The organism is Sorangium sp. So ce375, from assembly GCF_051473855.1.
Classification (GTDB): Bacteria; Myxococcota_A; Polyangia; order Polyangiales; family Polyangiaceae; genus Sorangium.
Genome location: NZ_CP150335.1, coordinates 10,369,731 through 10,385,000 on the forward strand (window position 1 = coordinate 10,369,731; position 15,270 = coordinate 10,385,000).

At 72.2% G+C, this 15,270-nt stretch carries 10 protein-coding genes and 1 rRNA gene; 8 read left to right on the top strand and 3 right to left on the bottom strand.

Annotation, left to right across the window (positions count from 1 at the left end):
• Positions 1-114: 114 nt before the first annotated feature.
• A complete protein-coding gene (locus tag WME90_RS38780; protein WP_437277110.1) occupies positions 115-789 on the top strand; it encodes a peptide deformylase in 675 nt (224 codons plus the stop codon).
• Positions 790-840: 51 nt separating this feature from the next.
• On the opposite strand, the gene WME90_RS38785 is transcribed toward WME90_RS38780, so the two are convergent.
• Together WME90_RS38785 and WME90_RS38790 are read right to left on the bottom strand one after the other, a co-directional pair.
• A complete protein-coding gene (locus WME90_RS38785; RefSeq protein ID WP_437277111.1) occupies positions 841-2,313 on the bottom strand; it encodes a UDP-N-acetylmuramoyl-tripeptide--D-alanyl-D-alanine ligase in 1,473 nt (490 codons plus the stop codon).
• A gap of 82 nt (positions 2,314-2,395) precedes the next feature.
• A complete protein-coding gene (locus tag WME90_RS38790) occupies positions 2,396-3,604 on the bottom strand; it encodes a hypothetical protein (protein WP_437277112.1) in 1,209 nt (402 codons plus the stop codon).
• A 640-nt stretch (positions 3,605-4,244) separates the two neighbouring features.
• Here WME90_RS38790 and leuS point away from each other — a divergent pair.
• The 7 genes from leuS to WME90_RS38825 all read left to right on the top strand — a co-directional run bounded on the left by leuS (position 4,245) and on the right by WME90_RS38825 (position 14,533).
• Positions 4,245-6,809, top strand: coding sequence for a leucine--tRNA ligase (leuS, locus tag WME90_RS38795; RefSeq protein WP_437277113.1), 2,565 nt, complete (start codon positions 4,245-4,247; stop codon positions 6,807-6,809).
• Positions 6,810-7,162: 353 nt separating this feature from the next.
• Entirely contained in the window at positions 7,163-8,266 is a 1,104-nt protein-coding gene (locus WME90_RS38800) for a trypsin-like serine protease (RefSeq protein WP_437277114.1), read from the top strand.
• A gap of 62 nt (positions 8,267-8,328) precedes the next feature.
• Positions 8,329-8,943, top strand: coding sequence for a penicillin-binding protein activator LpoB (locus WME90_RS38805; RefSeq protein WP_437277115.1), 615 nt, complete (start codon positions 8,329-8,331; stop codon positions 8,941-8,943).
• Positions 8,943-10,319: a hypothetical protein gene (locus WME90_RS38810; protein WP_437277116.1), complete on the top strand. Its 1,377-nt coding sequence runs from the start codon at positions 8,943-8,945 to the stop codon at positions 10,317-10,319. Before WME90_RS38805 ends, WME90_RS38810 begins: the two co-directional genes overlap by 1 nt.
• A gap of 59 nt (positions 10,320-10,378) precedes the next feature.
• Positions 10,379-10,906 (top strand): peptidylprolyl isomerase, encoded by a 528-nt coding sequence (locus tag WME90_RS38815; protein ID WP_437277117.1) that lies wholly within the window; start codon positions 10,379-10,381, stop codon positions 10,904-10,906.
• A gap of 72 nt (positions 10,907-10,978) precedes the next feature.
• Positions 10,979-13,642 (top strand): MGH1-like glycoside hydrolase domain-containing protein, encoded by a 2,664-nt coding sequence (locus tag WME90_RS38820; RefSeq protein WP_437277118.1) that lies wholly within the window; start codon positions 10,979-10,981, stop codon positions 13,640-13,642.
• 63 nt (positions 13,643-13,705) lie between these two features.
• The gene (locus WME90_RS38825; RefSeq protein ID WP_437277119.1) at positions 13,706-14,533 is read left to right on the top strand and encodes a hypothetical protein; all 828 of its coding nucleotides are present in this window, start codon (positions 13,706-13,708) and stop codon (positions 14,531-14,533) included.
• Positions 14,534-15,108: 575 nt separating this feature from the next.
• Here WME90_RS38825 and rrf read toward each other — a convergent pair.
• Positions 15,109-15,225: ribosomal RNA gene (gene rrf / locus WME90_RS38830) — 5S ribosomal RNA — on the bottom strand.
• Between the last annotated feature and the right edge of the window lie 45 nt (positions 15,226-15,270).

A 15,270-nucleotide genomic window follows, 5' to 3' on the forward strand; every position in this document is an offset into this window, starting at 1 on the left:
GGGGGCGCTGCCATGGCGACGCCGGAACGAGCCCGGCGCCGCTCCTCTACCCTCACGCGCGCCTCGCCGCGAGGACATCCACCCGCATGCGCGCCTCGCCGCGAGGCCCCCCACATGGACCGCGCTCCCGGCCTCACGCCCCTTGCGCTCGCGAGGGCGCCGATTCATCCCGGCGGCATGGAGCTCCCCCCGATCGTCCTCGCAGGCAGAGCCGTCCTGCGGAAGCCTGCCGCGCCCATCCCGCCCGAGGAGATCGGGACGAAGCGGCTCAAGCACCTCGTCTCGACGATGGTCTCCGTCATGCGCAAGGCGCCCGGCGTGGGGCTGGCGGCGCCGCAGATCGGCGTCGACCAGCAGGTGATCGTGCTCGAAGACAGCGAGGAGCTCATGTCCCGCCTCACGCCGGGCCAGCGCGCCGAGCGCGGCCGCGTGCCCTTCCCGCTCAGGGTGATCGTCAACCCGACGCTGAGGGTCCTCGCACCGCCGCTCCCGGACGCGGCTGCTACCGGGCGGGCGACGTTCTTCGAGGGTTGCCTGAGCGTCCCGGGTTACATGGCGCTGGTCGAGCGCGACCTCTCGGTCGAGGTGAGCGGCGTGGACGAAGACGGCAAGGAGGTCCGGTGGGAAGCGTCGGGCTGGCCCGCGCGCATCCTCCAGCACGAGGTCGATCACCTCCGCGGCACGCTGTACGTCGATCGCATGATCACGCGCTCCTTCTGCAGCAACGAGGAGGCGAAGCTCTTGCTCAGCCTGTCCGTCGCCGAAGCGCGGTCTACGCTCGGCGCGTGATCGCGGCGCGGCGCGCCGGGAGCCGAGCGCGCTCGACCGGCGGCCCCGCGCTCACGGCGAGGGCGAGGAGCCGGCGCCGCGCGCGGCGCTGGCGGCGAGGGCTTCCACGATCCGCTCCATCCTGATCCCGCGCGATCCCTTCACGAGCACCAGATCGCCGCGCTCGACGATCTCCAGCGCTCGGGCCGCGGCGGCGTCCGCGTCCCCGGCGAACCATGCCCGCACGCCGGCGGCCTCGGCGGCGCGCGCGATCCGCGCCGCCTCGCCGCCGACCGCGATCAACGCGGCGGGGCGCACGGCGCCGACCTGCTCGCCGAGCGCGTCGTGCTCCGCCGCCGCGAGCGCGCCGAGCTCGCGCATCTCGCCGAGCAGCACCACGAGCCGCTTCCCGAGCGACTCGGCCACCTCGACGGCCGTCCTGAGGGACGATCGCATCGACAGCGGGTTGGCGTTGTAGCTGTCGTCGATGATCACGGTGCCGTCCGGCAGCTCGCGGACGGACAGCCGCCCGTCCCCTGGCGGCGCGAGCCCTACGGCGGCGCGGGCCGCCCGCTCGGTCGAGAGCGGCTCGCCGACCGCCTCTTCAACGACGGCGACGGCCGCCGCCGCCGCCAGCGCCCCCGCCTCGCCGAGCAGCGGAACGACGAGCTCCAGCGCCTCGCCTGCCCGATCGATCCGCACCGATGTGCCGCGCACCCCGACCGGCCGCCTCCCCGCGATCCGGATCCGCGCGCGCTCCCCGAAGCCGTAGGTGATCCGCCGCGCGGCGCCGGACCGCTCGAGCTGCTCGACCACCTTCGCGTCGTCGCCGTTGCCGAAGGCGACGCCGTCGGACGGCAAGGCGGCGAGCAGATCCCCTTCTTCAGCGGCGACGTCTTCCAGGGTGCCGAGCCCCTCGGTGTGCTCGACGCCGATCGACGTCAGCACGGCGAGGTCCGGCCTCGCGATCCGCGCGAGGGCCGCGACTTCTCCGCGCTGGTTCGTGCCGATCTCGACGACGGCGAAGCGATGGCGGTCCTCGAGCCCGAGCAGCGTCATCGGCAGCCCGATGGCGTTGTTCAGGTTGCCCGCCGTCGCGTGCACCTCGCCGCGGCCCACCCCCGCGAGCAGCGCCGCGATGGTCCGCGTCGTCGTCGTCTTGCCGGCCGAGCCGCCGATCGCGATGATCGCCCGCGGCCCGTCGGGGTGGGCGCCCCGCCGCCATCGCTCGCGGTGAGCTCTGGCCAGCGCCCCGAGCGCCGCGAGGCCGTCCTCCACGAGCACCGCGCCTCCTCCGGGCGGCAGAGCCACCTCCCGGGACACGATGAACGCCGCCGCCCCGCGCTGTGCGGCGGCATCGAGGAACCGGTGGCCATCGAAGCTCTCGCCGGTGAGCGCGACGAACGCCGCTCCGGGCGCGATCGTCCGGCTGTCGGTCGAGATGCCCCGCGCGTCCGGCCCGCTCCTCAGCACGCGCCCGCCGGTCGCGCGGGCCAGCTCGTCGAGGGAGAAGGGGGCAAGGTTCTGCGGGATCGGCGTCGCCATCGCGGGCGATCACCAGCATGGAACGGGGCGCGGGGCCAACGAATCGCCTGGGCGCGCCGTGTCCGTGCGCCGTCCCTCCGGCTCAGCGCCGGCTCTTTTCCTTCTCGACCTCTTCGTAGATGTCGTCGCTCCTCGGCCGTGGGCGCGCGGCCGGGCGGGGCGCGGCGGGCGCGCTGGGGGCCGCTGTCACGCCCACGGTGGGCTCTGGCGACGTCTCGGTGGTCGTGGGCGGCGGCTCCTTGTAGTCGATCGCGATCGGTCCTCCGCCGCGCATGCTCTGCCACAGCGTGATCCCGACGAGCGCCAGCAAGGCCACCGCGAGGATCACGCTGAGCACGATGATCAGCGTCCTGCCGCCCTCCCGCCGCCGCGGCGTGACGGCGGCGGATGGCTTCTGCGGTTCCGGGCGCTCTTGCACGAAGGTCGACGGGAGCGCCGGCATCTCGAGGCGCGCCGATGTGGTGGCCCACGGGCTCTCGACCTGCGGCATGGCCGCGCCATCCCACCCGCCGGCCGCCGGGGGCGCGCCGGGCGCGGCCGCGCCGGGCGCTGCGCTCATCGCCGGCGCGGGCGCAGCGGCCGGTGGCGGCCCGGCCTGAGCGGACATACCGGCGTGAAGCGACGGCATCGGCGCGCGCGCGGCCTCTGGCGCGGCGGGACTGGCGGCGCCGAAGCCGGGGCTCGCGCCCCCTGACGGCGCTGCCGGAGGAGGCGGCTGGCCAGCGTGCATCGATGGCATCGGCGCGCGCGCGGCCTCCGGCGCGGCGGGACCAGCAGCGCCGAAGCCGGGGCTCGCAAACCCTGGCGGCGCTGCCGGAGAAGGAGGCTGCGCCGCGCTCGCGCCCATCCGGTCCGTGGTCGGCGCCGGCTGGAAGGCCTGGCTCGGGGGCACCGGATCCGACTGCGGCGGCGCCGAAATGAACGGGAGCGCGCTCGGAGAAAAGACGCCGCTGGCCGACAGCACGTCCTGCTGCGAGACGATCCCGGGCGGAAGGGTCCCTCCGCGCGCGGAGACGCTCGCCGTCGGCGGCTGGGTGTAACCGGAGGGAGCTGGCCCCGAGAACGCAGGCGCCGGCGACGCCGGCCCCGAGAACGCAGGCGCCGGCGACGCCGGCCCCGAGAACGCAGGCGCCGGCGACGCCGGCCCCGAGAACGCAGGCGCCGGCGACGCCGGCCCCGAGAACGCAGGCGCCGGCGACGCCGGCCCCGAGAACGGGGGCGGGCTCTGCTGCTGAAGATGAGGGCTCAGCGCGTACTGCGCGGAGAGCGGGTGCAGGGCCCCGGGCGCCATCAGCGGCGGAACGGGCAGCGGCCGGAAAGGGATCCCCGAGCCATGCGCAGACGGGAGCGGCCGGCCTGGCTGCGCCGCCCTCTCACTCTCGGGGGCTCCCCATGGAACGTGTTTGTCGGTCATCCGCGCGCCTCGGAGGGACCGCCCACGCGGCCCCTCCGCCTCACACTGAAGCGGAACAGCGCTCTCAATCTACCCCCAAGTCTCGGCGTCCGGCCATCCTTCTGACGCGTCGCCCCGCCCCGCGAGGCGCCGCCGCGCTGGGCCGCGCAGCGCCGCGCCGCGGCCACGCCGCCCGTCGCGGACGCAGATCAGCGACGCCAGCGGCGGGCGCCTCGGATCGGCTCTCCGAACGGCGAGCTCGTCCCGCAACCGCGGCGCGGACGAGGCGCGCTCGCGATCGCCAGCGGCGCGCGCGACGCTCCGGCGCGCGCGGGTATCCAGAGCGCGAGACGGCGCGCGCGGTCGATCCGCGCGGGCGGGGGCGTCTGCGACGGCAGAGCTCGGACCGCGGCGCTGTCCACGCTTGTCGGGAACTCTCGACATGGCCGCGGCGCGCCGCGCACGGGCGACGGCGCTGCCGCCAGGGCGCCGGCTTCTGCCGCCGCGGGGCGGCTGTCGACCGCGGCAGCACAGTGCTATGGCACGTCGCGATATGGCCGCCGAGACGATGGACCCCCGCGCCTCCACCGAACCTTCCCCCAACGAGCCGCGTGAGCCCGCGCGCTACGATCATGCCGCGGTCGAGCCGCGCTGGCAGCGCGCGTGGGAGGAAGGCGAGACCTTCCGCGCCGTCCGTAGCGCGGACCCTGCCCGCGAGAAGCGCTACGTGCTCGACATGTTCCCCTACCCCTCCGGGGCGGGGCTGCACGTCGGCCACCCCGAGGGGTACACGGCGACGGACATCATGTCCCGCTACTTCCGCATGCGCGGGATCGACGTGCTTCACGTCATGGGCTGGGACGCCTTCGGCCTGCCGGCGGAGCAGCACGCCATCGAGACGGGCACGCACCCCGCCGACACGACGGCGCGGAACATCGCGACCTTCAAGCGCCAGCTCAAGATGCTGGGCTTCAGCTTCGACTGGTCGCGAGAGTTCTCCACGACCGATCCGCGCTACGTGCGCTGGACGCAGTGGATCTTCCTCCAGCTCTTCAAGAAGGGCCTCGCGTACCAGGACGAGGTGAGCGTCAACTGGTGCCCGGCGCTCGGGACCGTCCTTGCGAACGAGGAGGTGACCGACGGCAAGAGCGAGCGCGGCTCGCACCCGGTCTACCGGACGCCGCTCCGGCAGTGGATGCTCCGCATCACCGCCTACGCCGACCGCCTGGTGGAGGATCTCCGCCTCCTCGACTGGCCCGAAGGGACGGTGGCGATGCAGCGCTCCTGGATCGGCCGCTCGGAGGGCGCGCTCATCACGTTCGAGGTCAAGGGATGGGGCAAGGGCCCGCTGAGCGTGTTCACGACCCGCCCCGACACGCTGATGGGCGTCACCTACGTCGTGCTCGCGCCCGAGCACCCGCTCACGACATGGCTCACGAGCGCGGAGAGCGGCGCGCCCGAGCAGCGCCGCGAGGCGGTGCGCGCGTACGTCGCGGCCGCGGCGGGCAAGAGCGATCGTGAGCGGCTCGCCGCGGCGGCGAGGGAGAAGACGGGCGTCGACACGGGCCTCGTCGCCGTCCACCCGATCACGGGCGCGGAGGTGCCGATCTGGGTCGCCGACTACGTGCTCGGCGGCTACGGCACCGGCGCCGTGATGGCGGTGCCGGGTCACGACGAGCGCGACTTCTCCTTCGCCCGCGCCTACGGCCTGCCCATCGTCGAGGTCGTGAGCCCCGACGGCGCCCTGCACGACCAGCTCGAGGCCGCCTACGTCGACCCGGGCGTCGCGGTCCGGAGCGGCGAGTTCGACGGGCTCAAGACGGAGGAGTGCAAGCGCGCGGTCATCGCGCGCCTCGAGGCGCTCGGGCGAGGCAAGCGCGAGGTGAACTACAAGCTGCGCGACTGGGTCTTCTCGCGCCAGCGCTACTGGGGCGAGCCGATCCCCATCTACTTCCCCGTCGAGCTCGCCGATCCGCACGGCGATCCCAGGCAGGGCGCCGCGCACACGATCCGCTACGATCAGCCGATCGCGGTCGAGGAGGCCAGCCTCCCGATCGAGCTGCCGCCGCTCGCCGACTTCCGCCCTGGCGACGACCCCGCGGGCCCGCTGGCGCGCGCCGTCGACTGGCGCTTCTTCCAGAAGGACGGCAAGTGGTACGCGCGCGAGACGAACACGATGCCGCAGTGGGCGGGCTCGTGCTGGTACTACCTGCGCTTCCTCGATCCGCAGAACGACGCAGAGCCGTTCTCGGAGGCCTCGTACGACGCGTGGATGCCCGTCGACCTCTACGTCGGCGGCGCCGAGCACGGCGTGCTGCACCTCCTCTACGCGCGCTTCTGGCACAAGGTGCTCTTCGACCTCGGCCGCGTGAAGCACCCCGAGCCGTTCGCGAAGCTCGTCCATCAGGGGATGATCCTCGGCGAGGACAACGAGAAGATGTCGAAGTCGCGGGGCAACGTGATCAACCCCGACGACATCGTGCGGGCCTACGGCGCCGACGTGCTGCGCCTGTACGAGATGTTCATGGGCCCGCTCGACGCGGTGAAGCCCTGGCAATCAGGGCAGATCCAGGGGGTGGTCCGGTTCCGGGACCGCGTGTTCTCGACGTGCACGCGACCTCTCTCGGACGCGATGGACGACGCGACGACCCGGCAGCTCCACAGGACGATCAAGAAGGTGACCGGCGACATCGAGGCGATGGCGTTCAACACCGCCATCTCCGCGATGATGGTCTTCGTGAATCACCTGAGCTCGCTGCCGTCGCCGCCGCGCGAGGCGGTGCTCCGGCTGATCCTCCTCGTGTCGCCGTTCGCGCCGCACCTCGCGGAGGAGCTGTGGCGGCTCACCGGCCACGAGCGCTCGCTGAGCCACGAGCCGTGGCCCACGTACGACGAGGCCTTCTGCGTCGACGACATCCTGGAGATCCCGGTGCAGGTGAACGGCAAGGTCCGCGGCCGCCTGATGCTGGCGAAGGCGGCCTCGGAAGAAGAGGCCCGAGCCGCCGCGCTCGGCCTCGAGAGCGTCGCCGCCCTCTCGACGGGCAAGCAGGTAAAGAAATTCATCTACGTCGCAGGGAAGATCGTGAACATCGTGGTCGGCTGACGCTCCGACGCCGGCCGGTGCGCCGGCGAGAACGAGCGCCCGCAGCGCGCTGACGTCGCGAACGGACTCGCCACGGCGACGAGAGAGCGCTCCTCCCGGAGCGCGAGGCCCCGCGCCCACCACGCCTCCTCACCGACGAACCTCGCAGCCCAGCGCATTGTGCTCCGTCGACGCCGGGGTCGTGCGCTGCGCTGTACATGAGCCCGACCGGCGCGCTGACCGCATCTCTCACCACAGGCGGCGGCGTTGCTCCGCGCGCGCGTGAGCTTCCTCGGAAGCAATCCTCTCCTCACCTCGCAGAGCGCGGCGGTGCACAGCCCAGGCTGGCAGGTGCCGTGCAATGGCGGCTGGCCGTGTGCCGGAACAGCACCGCGTGGTGTACCCGAGCTGGATGCCTCCTCGTCGCAGCGCTGGCCGGCTGCGCTGGAGACGCCGACGACCCTGGCCTGCGCGAGGAGGACGCGGCCGAGGCTGCGCTGGAGATCAAGGGAGGGTATCCCGACGCTGGAGATCGCGCGGTCGCGGGGCTCCTCATCACCGATCGGAGAGGGCGCGTCGCGCGGACCTGCTCGAGCACCGTGATCGCGCCCAACCTGGTGCTCACGGCGCAGCACTGCATCGCGGAAGCTCCCAAGCTCATTGCCTGCAGGACGGCGACGTTCGGTGAGCCGGTCGACGCCTCGCAGGTCTACGCCACGCTCGGCGGGGCCCTGTGGGCTGCGGACGCGCCGTGGATCGGCGCCCGCGCGCTGATCAGCCCGCCCGACGGCAACGCCGTGTGCGGGCGTGACATCGCGCTCGTCGTGCTGTCCTCGCCCATCCGAGGAAGCGAGGTCACGCCGCTCGCGCCCCGCCTCGACCGGCCGCCCGAGGAGAGCGAGGTTTACTCGGCGGTGGGCTTCGGCGACACGGAGGGCAGAGGGCGAGACGGCGGCGTTCGCAGGCGCCGCGATGGGCTCCGCGTCGAGTGCGTGGGGTACGGGTGTGGAACGCAGGAGCGCGTCACCGGGGGCGAGTGGCGCGGAGAGTGCGGCATCTGCAGCGGCGATTCGGGCGGACCGGCGCTCGACGCCGCTGGACGGATCATCGGCGTGACGTCGCGCGGACCAGCCGGCTGCTCCGACCCCATCTACGGAGGGCTGATCGCCCATCGCGACTGGCTCGTCACCGAGGCGATGCGCGCCGCGGAAATCGGCGACTACGACCCGCCCTGGTGGGCCGCGACGTCGGACGCCGCGGAGCGCTTGCCTTCACGCCGGCCGCTCGACGAGCGCTGGCTCTCGTGCGCGCACAGCCCCCTCGTCGACGACGACGGCGGGGCCACGTCGGCGCGCGCGCTGCTCGCGCTGCTCGCGCTGCTCGCGCTGAGACGAGCCAGGACGTCCGCGCTGCTGACATGCCGCGCTCGCCGCGCGCACCGCGCGCGCGCCGCCTCGCAGAGCACGATTTCCGCCTGATCGAGGCTCCCGTGCACACCTCGCCTGCTAGGATGCGGGCGTCCTGCCCCTGCGGAGCGTCCATGCCCATTTCGCCCAGCATCCGTCCGGCCGCGCTGCTCGCGGCGATCGCGCTCGCCTCTCTTCCCATCGGCTGTGGCCCCACCTACGTGCGCGGCAATCAGGTCGAGGGGCTCGACGACGCGGCGATGAGCACGGGAATCGACAGGCGCGACATCGAGCAGCTCCTCCACGAGAACCTCACGTCGCTGATGGCCTCTCCGGTGGCCAAGGCGTGGGCGCACGACGGCTCGCGGCCCACGCTCGCCATCTATCCGCTGTCGAACCAGACGAGCGAGCACATCGACAGCCAGCTTCAGGCGCTCCTGTCCGACGTCGAGACGTACCTGGCCAAGGCGAGCCTCGTCACCGTGGTGAGCGTCGAGCGCCAGCAGCAGATGCTCGCGGAGGTCGAGAAGCAGCACGGCGGCGGGTTCGATCCGAGCCACATCGCCGAGTACAACCGCCAGCTCGGCGCGAAGTATTACCTCACCGGCAAGGTCTTCACCTCCGACGAGCGCACCGAGGACGAGCGCCGCGTCCAGTACTTCATGTTCATGCAGCTCATCGAGGTCGCCACGAGCGCGGTGGCCTGGCAGAACAGGGCGGCCTTCACCAAGGCGCTCATCCAGGAGTGATGCGCCGGCGGCACGCGAGCCTCGCGGGGCGCAAGCGTGCGGCCCTGGCTCCTCTCGCGCTGCTCCTCGGCCTCTGGCAGGCCGCCTGCGGCGGACACGAGGACCGCGTGCGCACCGCGCTCCACGCGCTCGATCGCGGCGCCCCCGCCGAGGCGGTGGCCGCGCTGAACGAGCAGCTCGAGGTCGAGACCGCGGCAGAGCTCCCGGCGCTCCGGGGCGACAACGCGCTCCTCTTGCTCGACCGCGGCAACATCCTCCTCAGCATGGACAGCTACCGGCTGTCCGCGCGCGATCTCGGGGCCGCGGACAAGTCGATCGATCTGCTCGACATGTCCCGCGGGGCCGCCCACGACCTCGGCAAATACCTCTTCTCGGACGACGTGGGCCCGTACAAGGCGCCTGCCTACGAGAAGCTGCTCATCAACACCATCAACATGATGAACTACCTGGCCCAGCGCGACCTCAGCGGGGCCAGGGTCGAGGCTCGCCGCCTCGGGGTCATGCAGAGATACCTGCGCGATCACGACGGCGAGACGGCGCTGCTCGGCCTCGGGAGCTACCTCGCCGGCCTCGCCTTCGAGAAGAGCGGCCAGCCTGACGAGGCGCTCCTCCACTACGACGACGCCCTCCGCCACGGGTCGTATCCGTCGCTCCGGCGCCCGCTCCGCGCGCTCACGCGCGGCGAGCCCAGGTCGCCCCGCATCGCCGCGTTGATCGAGGGCGAGGCGCCGCCGCCGCCGCTCGACGAGGCCGACGAGGCCGAGCTCGTCGTCGTCGTCGGGTTCGGGCGCGTCCCGCAGAAGGTGCCGCAACGCCTGCCGATCGGCCTCGCGCTCACGCTCGTGGCCGACGACATCAGCCCGACGGATCGCGCGCGGGCGAGCGAGCTCGCGGCGAAGGGGCTCGTGACCTGGGTCAACTACCCGACGCTCGCCCGGGGCAAGGGCGGCTATGCGATCCCCACGCTGAAGCTGGATGGGCGCTCCCAGCCGATGGATCAGGCGCTCGACGTCGAGGCGCAGGTGCGCGCGGCCTGGAAGAAGAGCGAGGGGACGGTCATCCTGTCGGCCATCACGAGGACCCTCGCCCGCATCGCCGCGGGCGAGGCCGCGCAAGGCGCCACCGAGGCTGCCGCGGAGGACTCGGGGCCGCTGGGCCTGCTCGTCGGCCTGCTGACGAGCGCGACGCTGACCGCGCTCGACACGCCGGACACGCGCGGATGGTCGACGCTCCCCGCGCGCGTCGCGATCGCGCGGACCCGCGTCCGCGCGGGCACGCACGACGTGGTCGTCGGCGTCCGGGGCGAGGTAAGGCGCGCCCGGGTGAGCGTGGCCGCTGGCGGATGGGCCTTCGTCCCGGTGATGGTGCTCCGCTGAGCGGCGCGCGCGGACGGGAGGGTTGCGGGCGCTCTCCTCCCGCGGCAGTCTCCGCGCCGATGCGTAGCCCTCACCTCCGCGGCGTGCTCGTCCACGCGCTCTCGGCGTGCTCTCCCCTCGCGCTCCTCTGCGCGACCGCCTGCGGGACGCTGGCCACCTCGCCGTCGTGGGTCGGCGGCGGCCTCGCGGTCTCCGCGCCGATCCGGGCGGCCGAGGAGGACGCCGCGATCGAGAGGGAGCGCGCGGTGGTGGCGAGTCAGCCCAAGCAGATCGGCGCGCGGCACCTCCTCGTCATGCACGAGGGCTCGAAGAGCAAGCCCGAGGGCACCCGCCGCACGCGCGCCGAGGCGCGCGCGCGAGCGCAGGAAGCGCTGCTCAAGATCCGCGGCGGGGCGAGCTTCGAGGAGGTGGTCGCCGAGTACAGCGACGAGCCGGGCGCCGCCGAGCGCGGCGGGGATCTCGGCGTGTTCGAGCGCGGCATGATGGTGAAGGGCTTCTCCGACGCCGCCTTCGCCTTGAGGGTCGGCGAGGTGAGCGAGATCGTCGAGACGCCGTTCGGGTTTCACATCATCAAGCGCACCGAGTAGCGGCGGCGTCCGTCCCGCCGCGCGCCGGCCGCGGGCTCGACGCCTCGGTGTTCGTCCTCTAGCGTGGATCGCATGACGAGGACCGTCCCCGCTGCGCCGACCGCCGAGCACCGCCGCCTCGAGGAAGAGCGCGAGCGCCTCCTGCGCTGGAAGCACTGGGGCCCGTACCTGTCGGAGCGGGCCTGGGGGACGGTGCGCGAGGACTACAGCGCAGACGGGGATGCCTGGGCGCACTTCCCCCACGATCATGCCCGGAGCCGCGCCTATCGATGGAACGAGGACGGGCTCGGCGGCATCTGCGACCGGCACCAGATCTTGTGTCTCGCCGTCGCCGTCTGGAACGAGCGGGATCCGATCCTGAAGGAGCGGGCCTTCGGCCTGACCGGGCCAGAAGGCAACCACGGCGAGGACGTCAAGGAGATCTACTACTACGAAGACGCGACGCCGACCTCGAGCTACCTGCGTTATCTCTACCGGTACCCGCAGCGGCCGTTCCCCTACGAGACGCTCGTCGCCGCCGCGCGCGACCGCGGCCTCTCGGAGGGCGAGGTAGATCTCCCCGATCTCGGCGCCTTCGAGGGGGATCGTTACTTCGACGTCTTCGTCGAGTACGCGAAGCGGAGCCCGAGCGACATCCTGATGGTCGTCACCGTGGTGAACCGCGGCCCGGAGGCCGCGCCGATCCACGTGCTGCCGCACCTCTGGTTCCGCAACACATGGTCCTGGAGCGAGCCTCCCGGTCCGGTCCCGGAGATCCGGGCCATGGAGACCGACGCCGGTCATGTGATGCTGCGCGCGGCGCACCCCGAGCACGGCGCGCATCACCTGTACGTCGAAGGCAGCCCGGAGCTGCTCTTCACCAACAACGAGACGAACCTCGATCGGCTCTATGGCGTCCCTTCGCGGACACCCTACGTCAAGGACGCGTTCCATCACCGGGTCGTCCACGGCGACGAGGCGCGGGTGAACCCCGAGCGTCGCGGCACCAAGGCCGCGACCTGGCATCGCTTCGATGTGCCGGCCGGCGGGAGCCGACGGATCCTGCTCCGGCTCGCTCCGGAGCCGGTGGAGTGCCCCTTCGACGGCGCGGACGAGCTCCTGGAGACGCGGCGCAAGGAAGCGGACGAGTACTATCTCGCCGTCCAGGGCCCTGATCTGTCCGACGATCGCCGCGCCATCCAGCGCCAGGCGGCGGCGGGGCTGTTCTGGACGATGCAGTTCTACCACTACGACGTCGACACATGGCTCCGCGGAGACGCGCACGCGCCGCCGCCCGAGCGGCTCAGCGCCCGCAACAGCCACTGGCGTCACGTCTCCGTCGCCGACGTCCTCTCGATGCCCGACGCGTGGGAGTACCCCTGGTTCGCGGCCTGGGATCTCGCGTTCCACGCGGTCGCGCTGGCCTCGCTCGACATCGATCTCGCGAAGGCCCAGCTGAAGATGATGGTCAAGGAGTGGTACCAGCACCCGAACGGGCAGCTGCCTGCCTACGAGTGGGAGTTCTCGGATCTGAACCCCCCGGTGCACGCCTGGGCGACCTACCAGATCTACAAGATCGAGCGGAAGCAGCGGGGCGAGGGCGATCGGGTGTTCCTGGAGCGGGTGTTCCACAAGCTCCTCATCAACTTCGCCTGGTGGGTCAACAAGCGCGACGCCGAGGGGCACAACGTCTTCGAGGGCGGGTTCCTCGGCCTCGACAACATCTCTCTCTTCGATCGCAGCGAGCGGCTCGCGCCCGGGATGCGCCTGGAGCAGGCGGACGCCACGGCGTGGATGGCGATGTACTGCCTCGACCTCATGCGCATCGCGCTGGAGCTCGCGCTCGACAACTCCGCTTACGAGGATCTGGCCAGCAAGTTCTTCGAGCACTTCTTGCGGATCGCGCACGCGCTCCATCACACGGCGGACGGCCGGCTGCCGCTGTGGTCCGAGGAGGACGGCTTCTACTTCGACATCCTCTTCGCCGGAGGAAAGCCGCGGCACGTGAAGATCCGATCGGCCGTCGGCCTCATCCCGCTCTGCGCGGTGCACGTCATCACCCCGGAGATCTACGGCAAGCTCGCGAACTTCCGGCGCCGGACCGAGTGGTTCCTCCGCAAGAACCCCGCGCTGGCCGAGGCGATCACCGTGCGTCCAGACGGCCGCCAGGTGCTCTCCGCGGTGACGCCGGGGCGCCTGGAGCGGGTGCTCGCGCACTTGTTCGATGAGGAAAAGTTCCTCTCGCCGTTCGGCCCGCGCTCGCTCTCCAAGGAGCACGCGGCCGCGCCCGTCTCGCTCGGGCTCACGCCCTGCGACGCGCAGTACACGGTCGGCTACGAGCCGGGCGAGTCGATCACGCGCATGAAGGGCGGCAACTCCAACTGGCGCGGCCCGATCTGGTTCCCGCTCGGTTACTTGCTCTATCGCTCGCTCCTCCGGCTCGACCACGGCTTCGGCGACGTGCTCACGATCCCTCCGCTCGGCGGCCACGGCCCTCGCACCCTCCGCGACGGAGCGCACGAGATCGCGCGCCGGCTGATCGCGATCTTCGAGCGCGACCGCGACGGGCGCCGCCCTGTGTACGGCGAACACCCTCTCTTCCAGCGCGATCCTAGATTCCGAGATCGCCTGTTTTTCTTCGAGTACTTCCACGGCGACACCGGCGCTGGGCTCGGCGCCTCGCACCAGACCGGCTGGACGGCCCTCGTCGGCGACCTGATCCTCCGCACGGAACGGCACAACCCCCGGCGTTCGTAGCGCCCCCCACAGAGCGTTCGGCTCATCACCGGTTCGTTCCGAATCCGTGCTAGGAGGGCGCCTGTGTCGCTGGCGTTCGGCGTCTCGCTCCTTGCGTTGGCCGTCATGCTGGGCGGAATTGCGGCGGTCTTCCGTCACCGGAGCGCGGGCGCGATGTCTGCGTTGCGGACGTTCGCCCTCGTCGGAGCGGCGTCGATCGCGCTGCTTCACCTGCTCCCTGAGGCGCTCGGCGAGATCGGCTGGCTCGCGCTCTTCGCGGCGGCGGGTGGCTTCCTGGCGCCGGCGGTGCTGGAGCGCGTCCTGCTCGGGGAGGCTGGAGCTCACCAGACGCCGACCACGGCGCTCGCGATGGGGTATGCCGCGGTGCTCGCGCATCAGTTCGGCGAGGGCGCGGCGGTCGCGTCGCTCTCGCGCGTCGGGCAGCTCTCGCTCCCTGTCGTGCTCGCGATCGCCGCGCACACCGTGCCGCTCGCCATGGTGGTGGCCATTCAGGTCCTCGAGGTGAGGGCCGAAACTGGCGGCAAGCGCGCCATGAGCGTTGCGCTCGCGGGCATTGCGCTCGCCACGGTGGTTGGCGCCTTCGCGACGCGGCTCGTCGACGTGGAGCGCCTCGAGGCGATCGAGCCCTGGTTGCTCTCCGCTGTGGCGGGCCTGCTCTTGCACGCGCTCTCGCACGAGGCGGTCGCCAGCGGCCCTGCGACGTTTGTGAGCCGATCTGGCGAAGCCCTGGGCGGCCTGCTCGGCCTCTTCCTTGCCACGCTCGGGATCGATGAGGAGGAGTGGCTGCAGCAGATCCCGGCCGCGCTCCAGATCGCCGCCCTGTTCGTCCTCGCGGGGCTCATCCTTCTGCGCAGCTACGGCCCGAGGCGACCTGCCGGGCACCCCCACTGACCGTCGTTCTCCTGACGGTACAGGGCCGTGCTCGTCCCTACGCGCTGACGGCAACTCCCCGCCGCCTGCGTCGATCTCGCGCCCCTGCCCCAGCAGCCGCAATCCGACGGCGGCCCCCACGAGCTCGCCCCACAGGCGGCGCCTACCGACCGACGGCGGCCCCCACGAGCTCGCCCCACAGGCGGCGCCTACCGACGCTGCCCCAACGAAGCCGTCGTCCCGAACCGTAGGCCCCCGGGGAGGGTGCTCGTCGGGCAGCGAGGCGAGGGCTGTTGTTTGAGCCCGATCGACGTTCTGCCTCCGGCGTGCGCAGCGCGCCGGAGACACAACGTCCCAGGCGAGTTCAGCCCTCGCTGCGCTGCCCGACGAGCACCCTCGTCGGGGGCCGGCAGCGAAGATCTCCGACGAGCGCCGTCACCGGCGCCGGCCAGCGCCGCACGCGCTTCCCGCGGCAGCCGACGTCCCCCGCGGCGGCCTCGACGCGGCGAAGACGCCACAACGCGCTCGAGGCCGGAACCACGATGGACAAAAAAAAACCTGCGCACGGCTCTCACCGTGCGCAGGTTCGAAGAAAATCCCGGCGGCGTCCTACTCTCCCACCAGGTTGCCCTGGCAGTACCATCGGCTCCAAGAAGCTTAACTTCCGAGTTCGGTATGGGATCGGGTGTGACCTTCTCGATATCACCACCGGAAACTTGTGGGTGCGTCCAATCGGAACCTAGCGGAGCCCGCTCCTC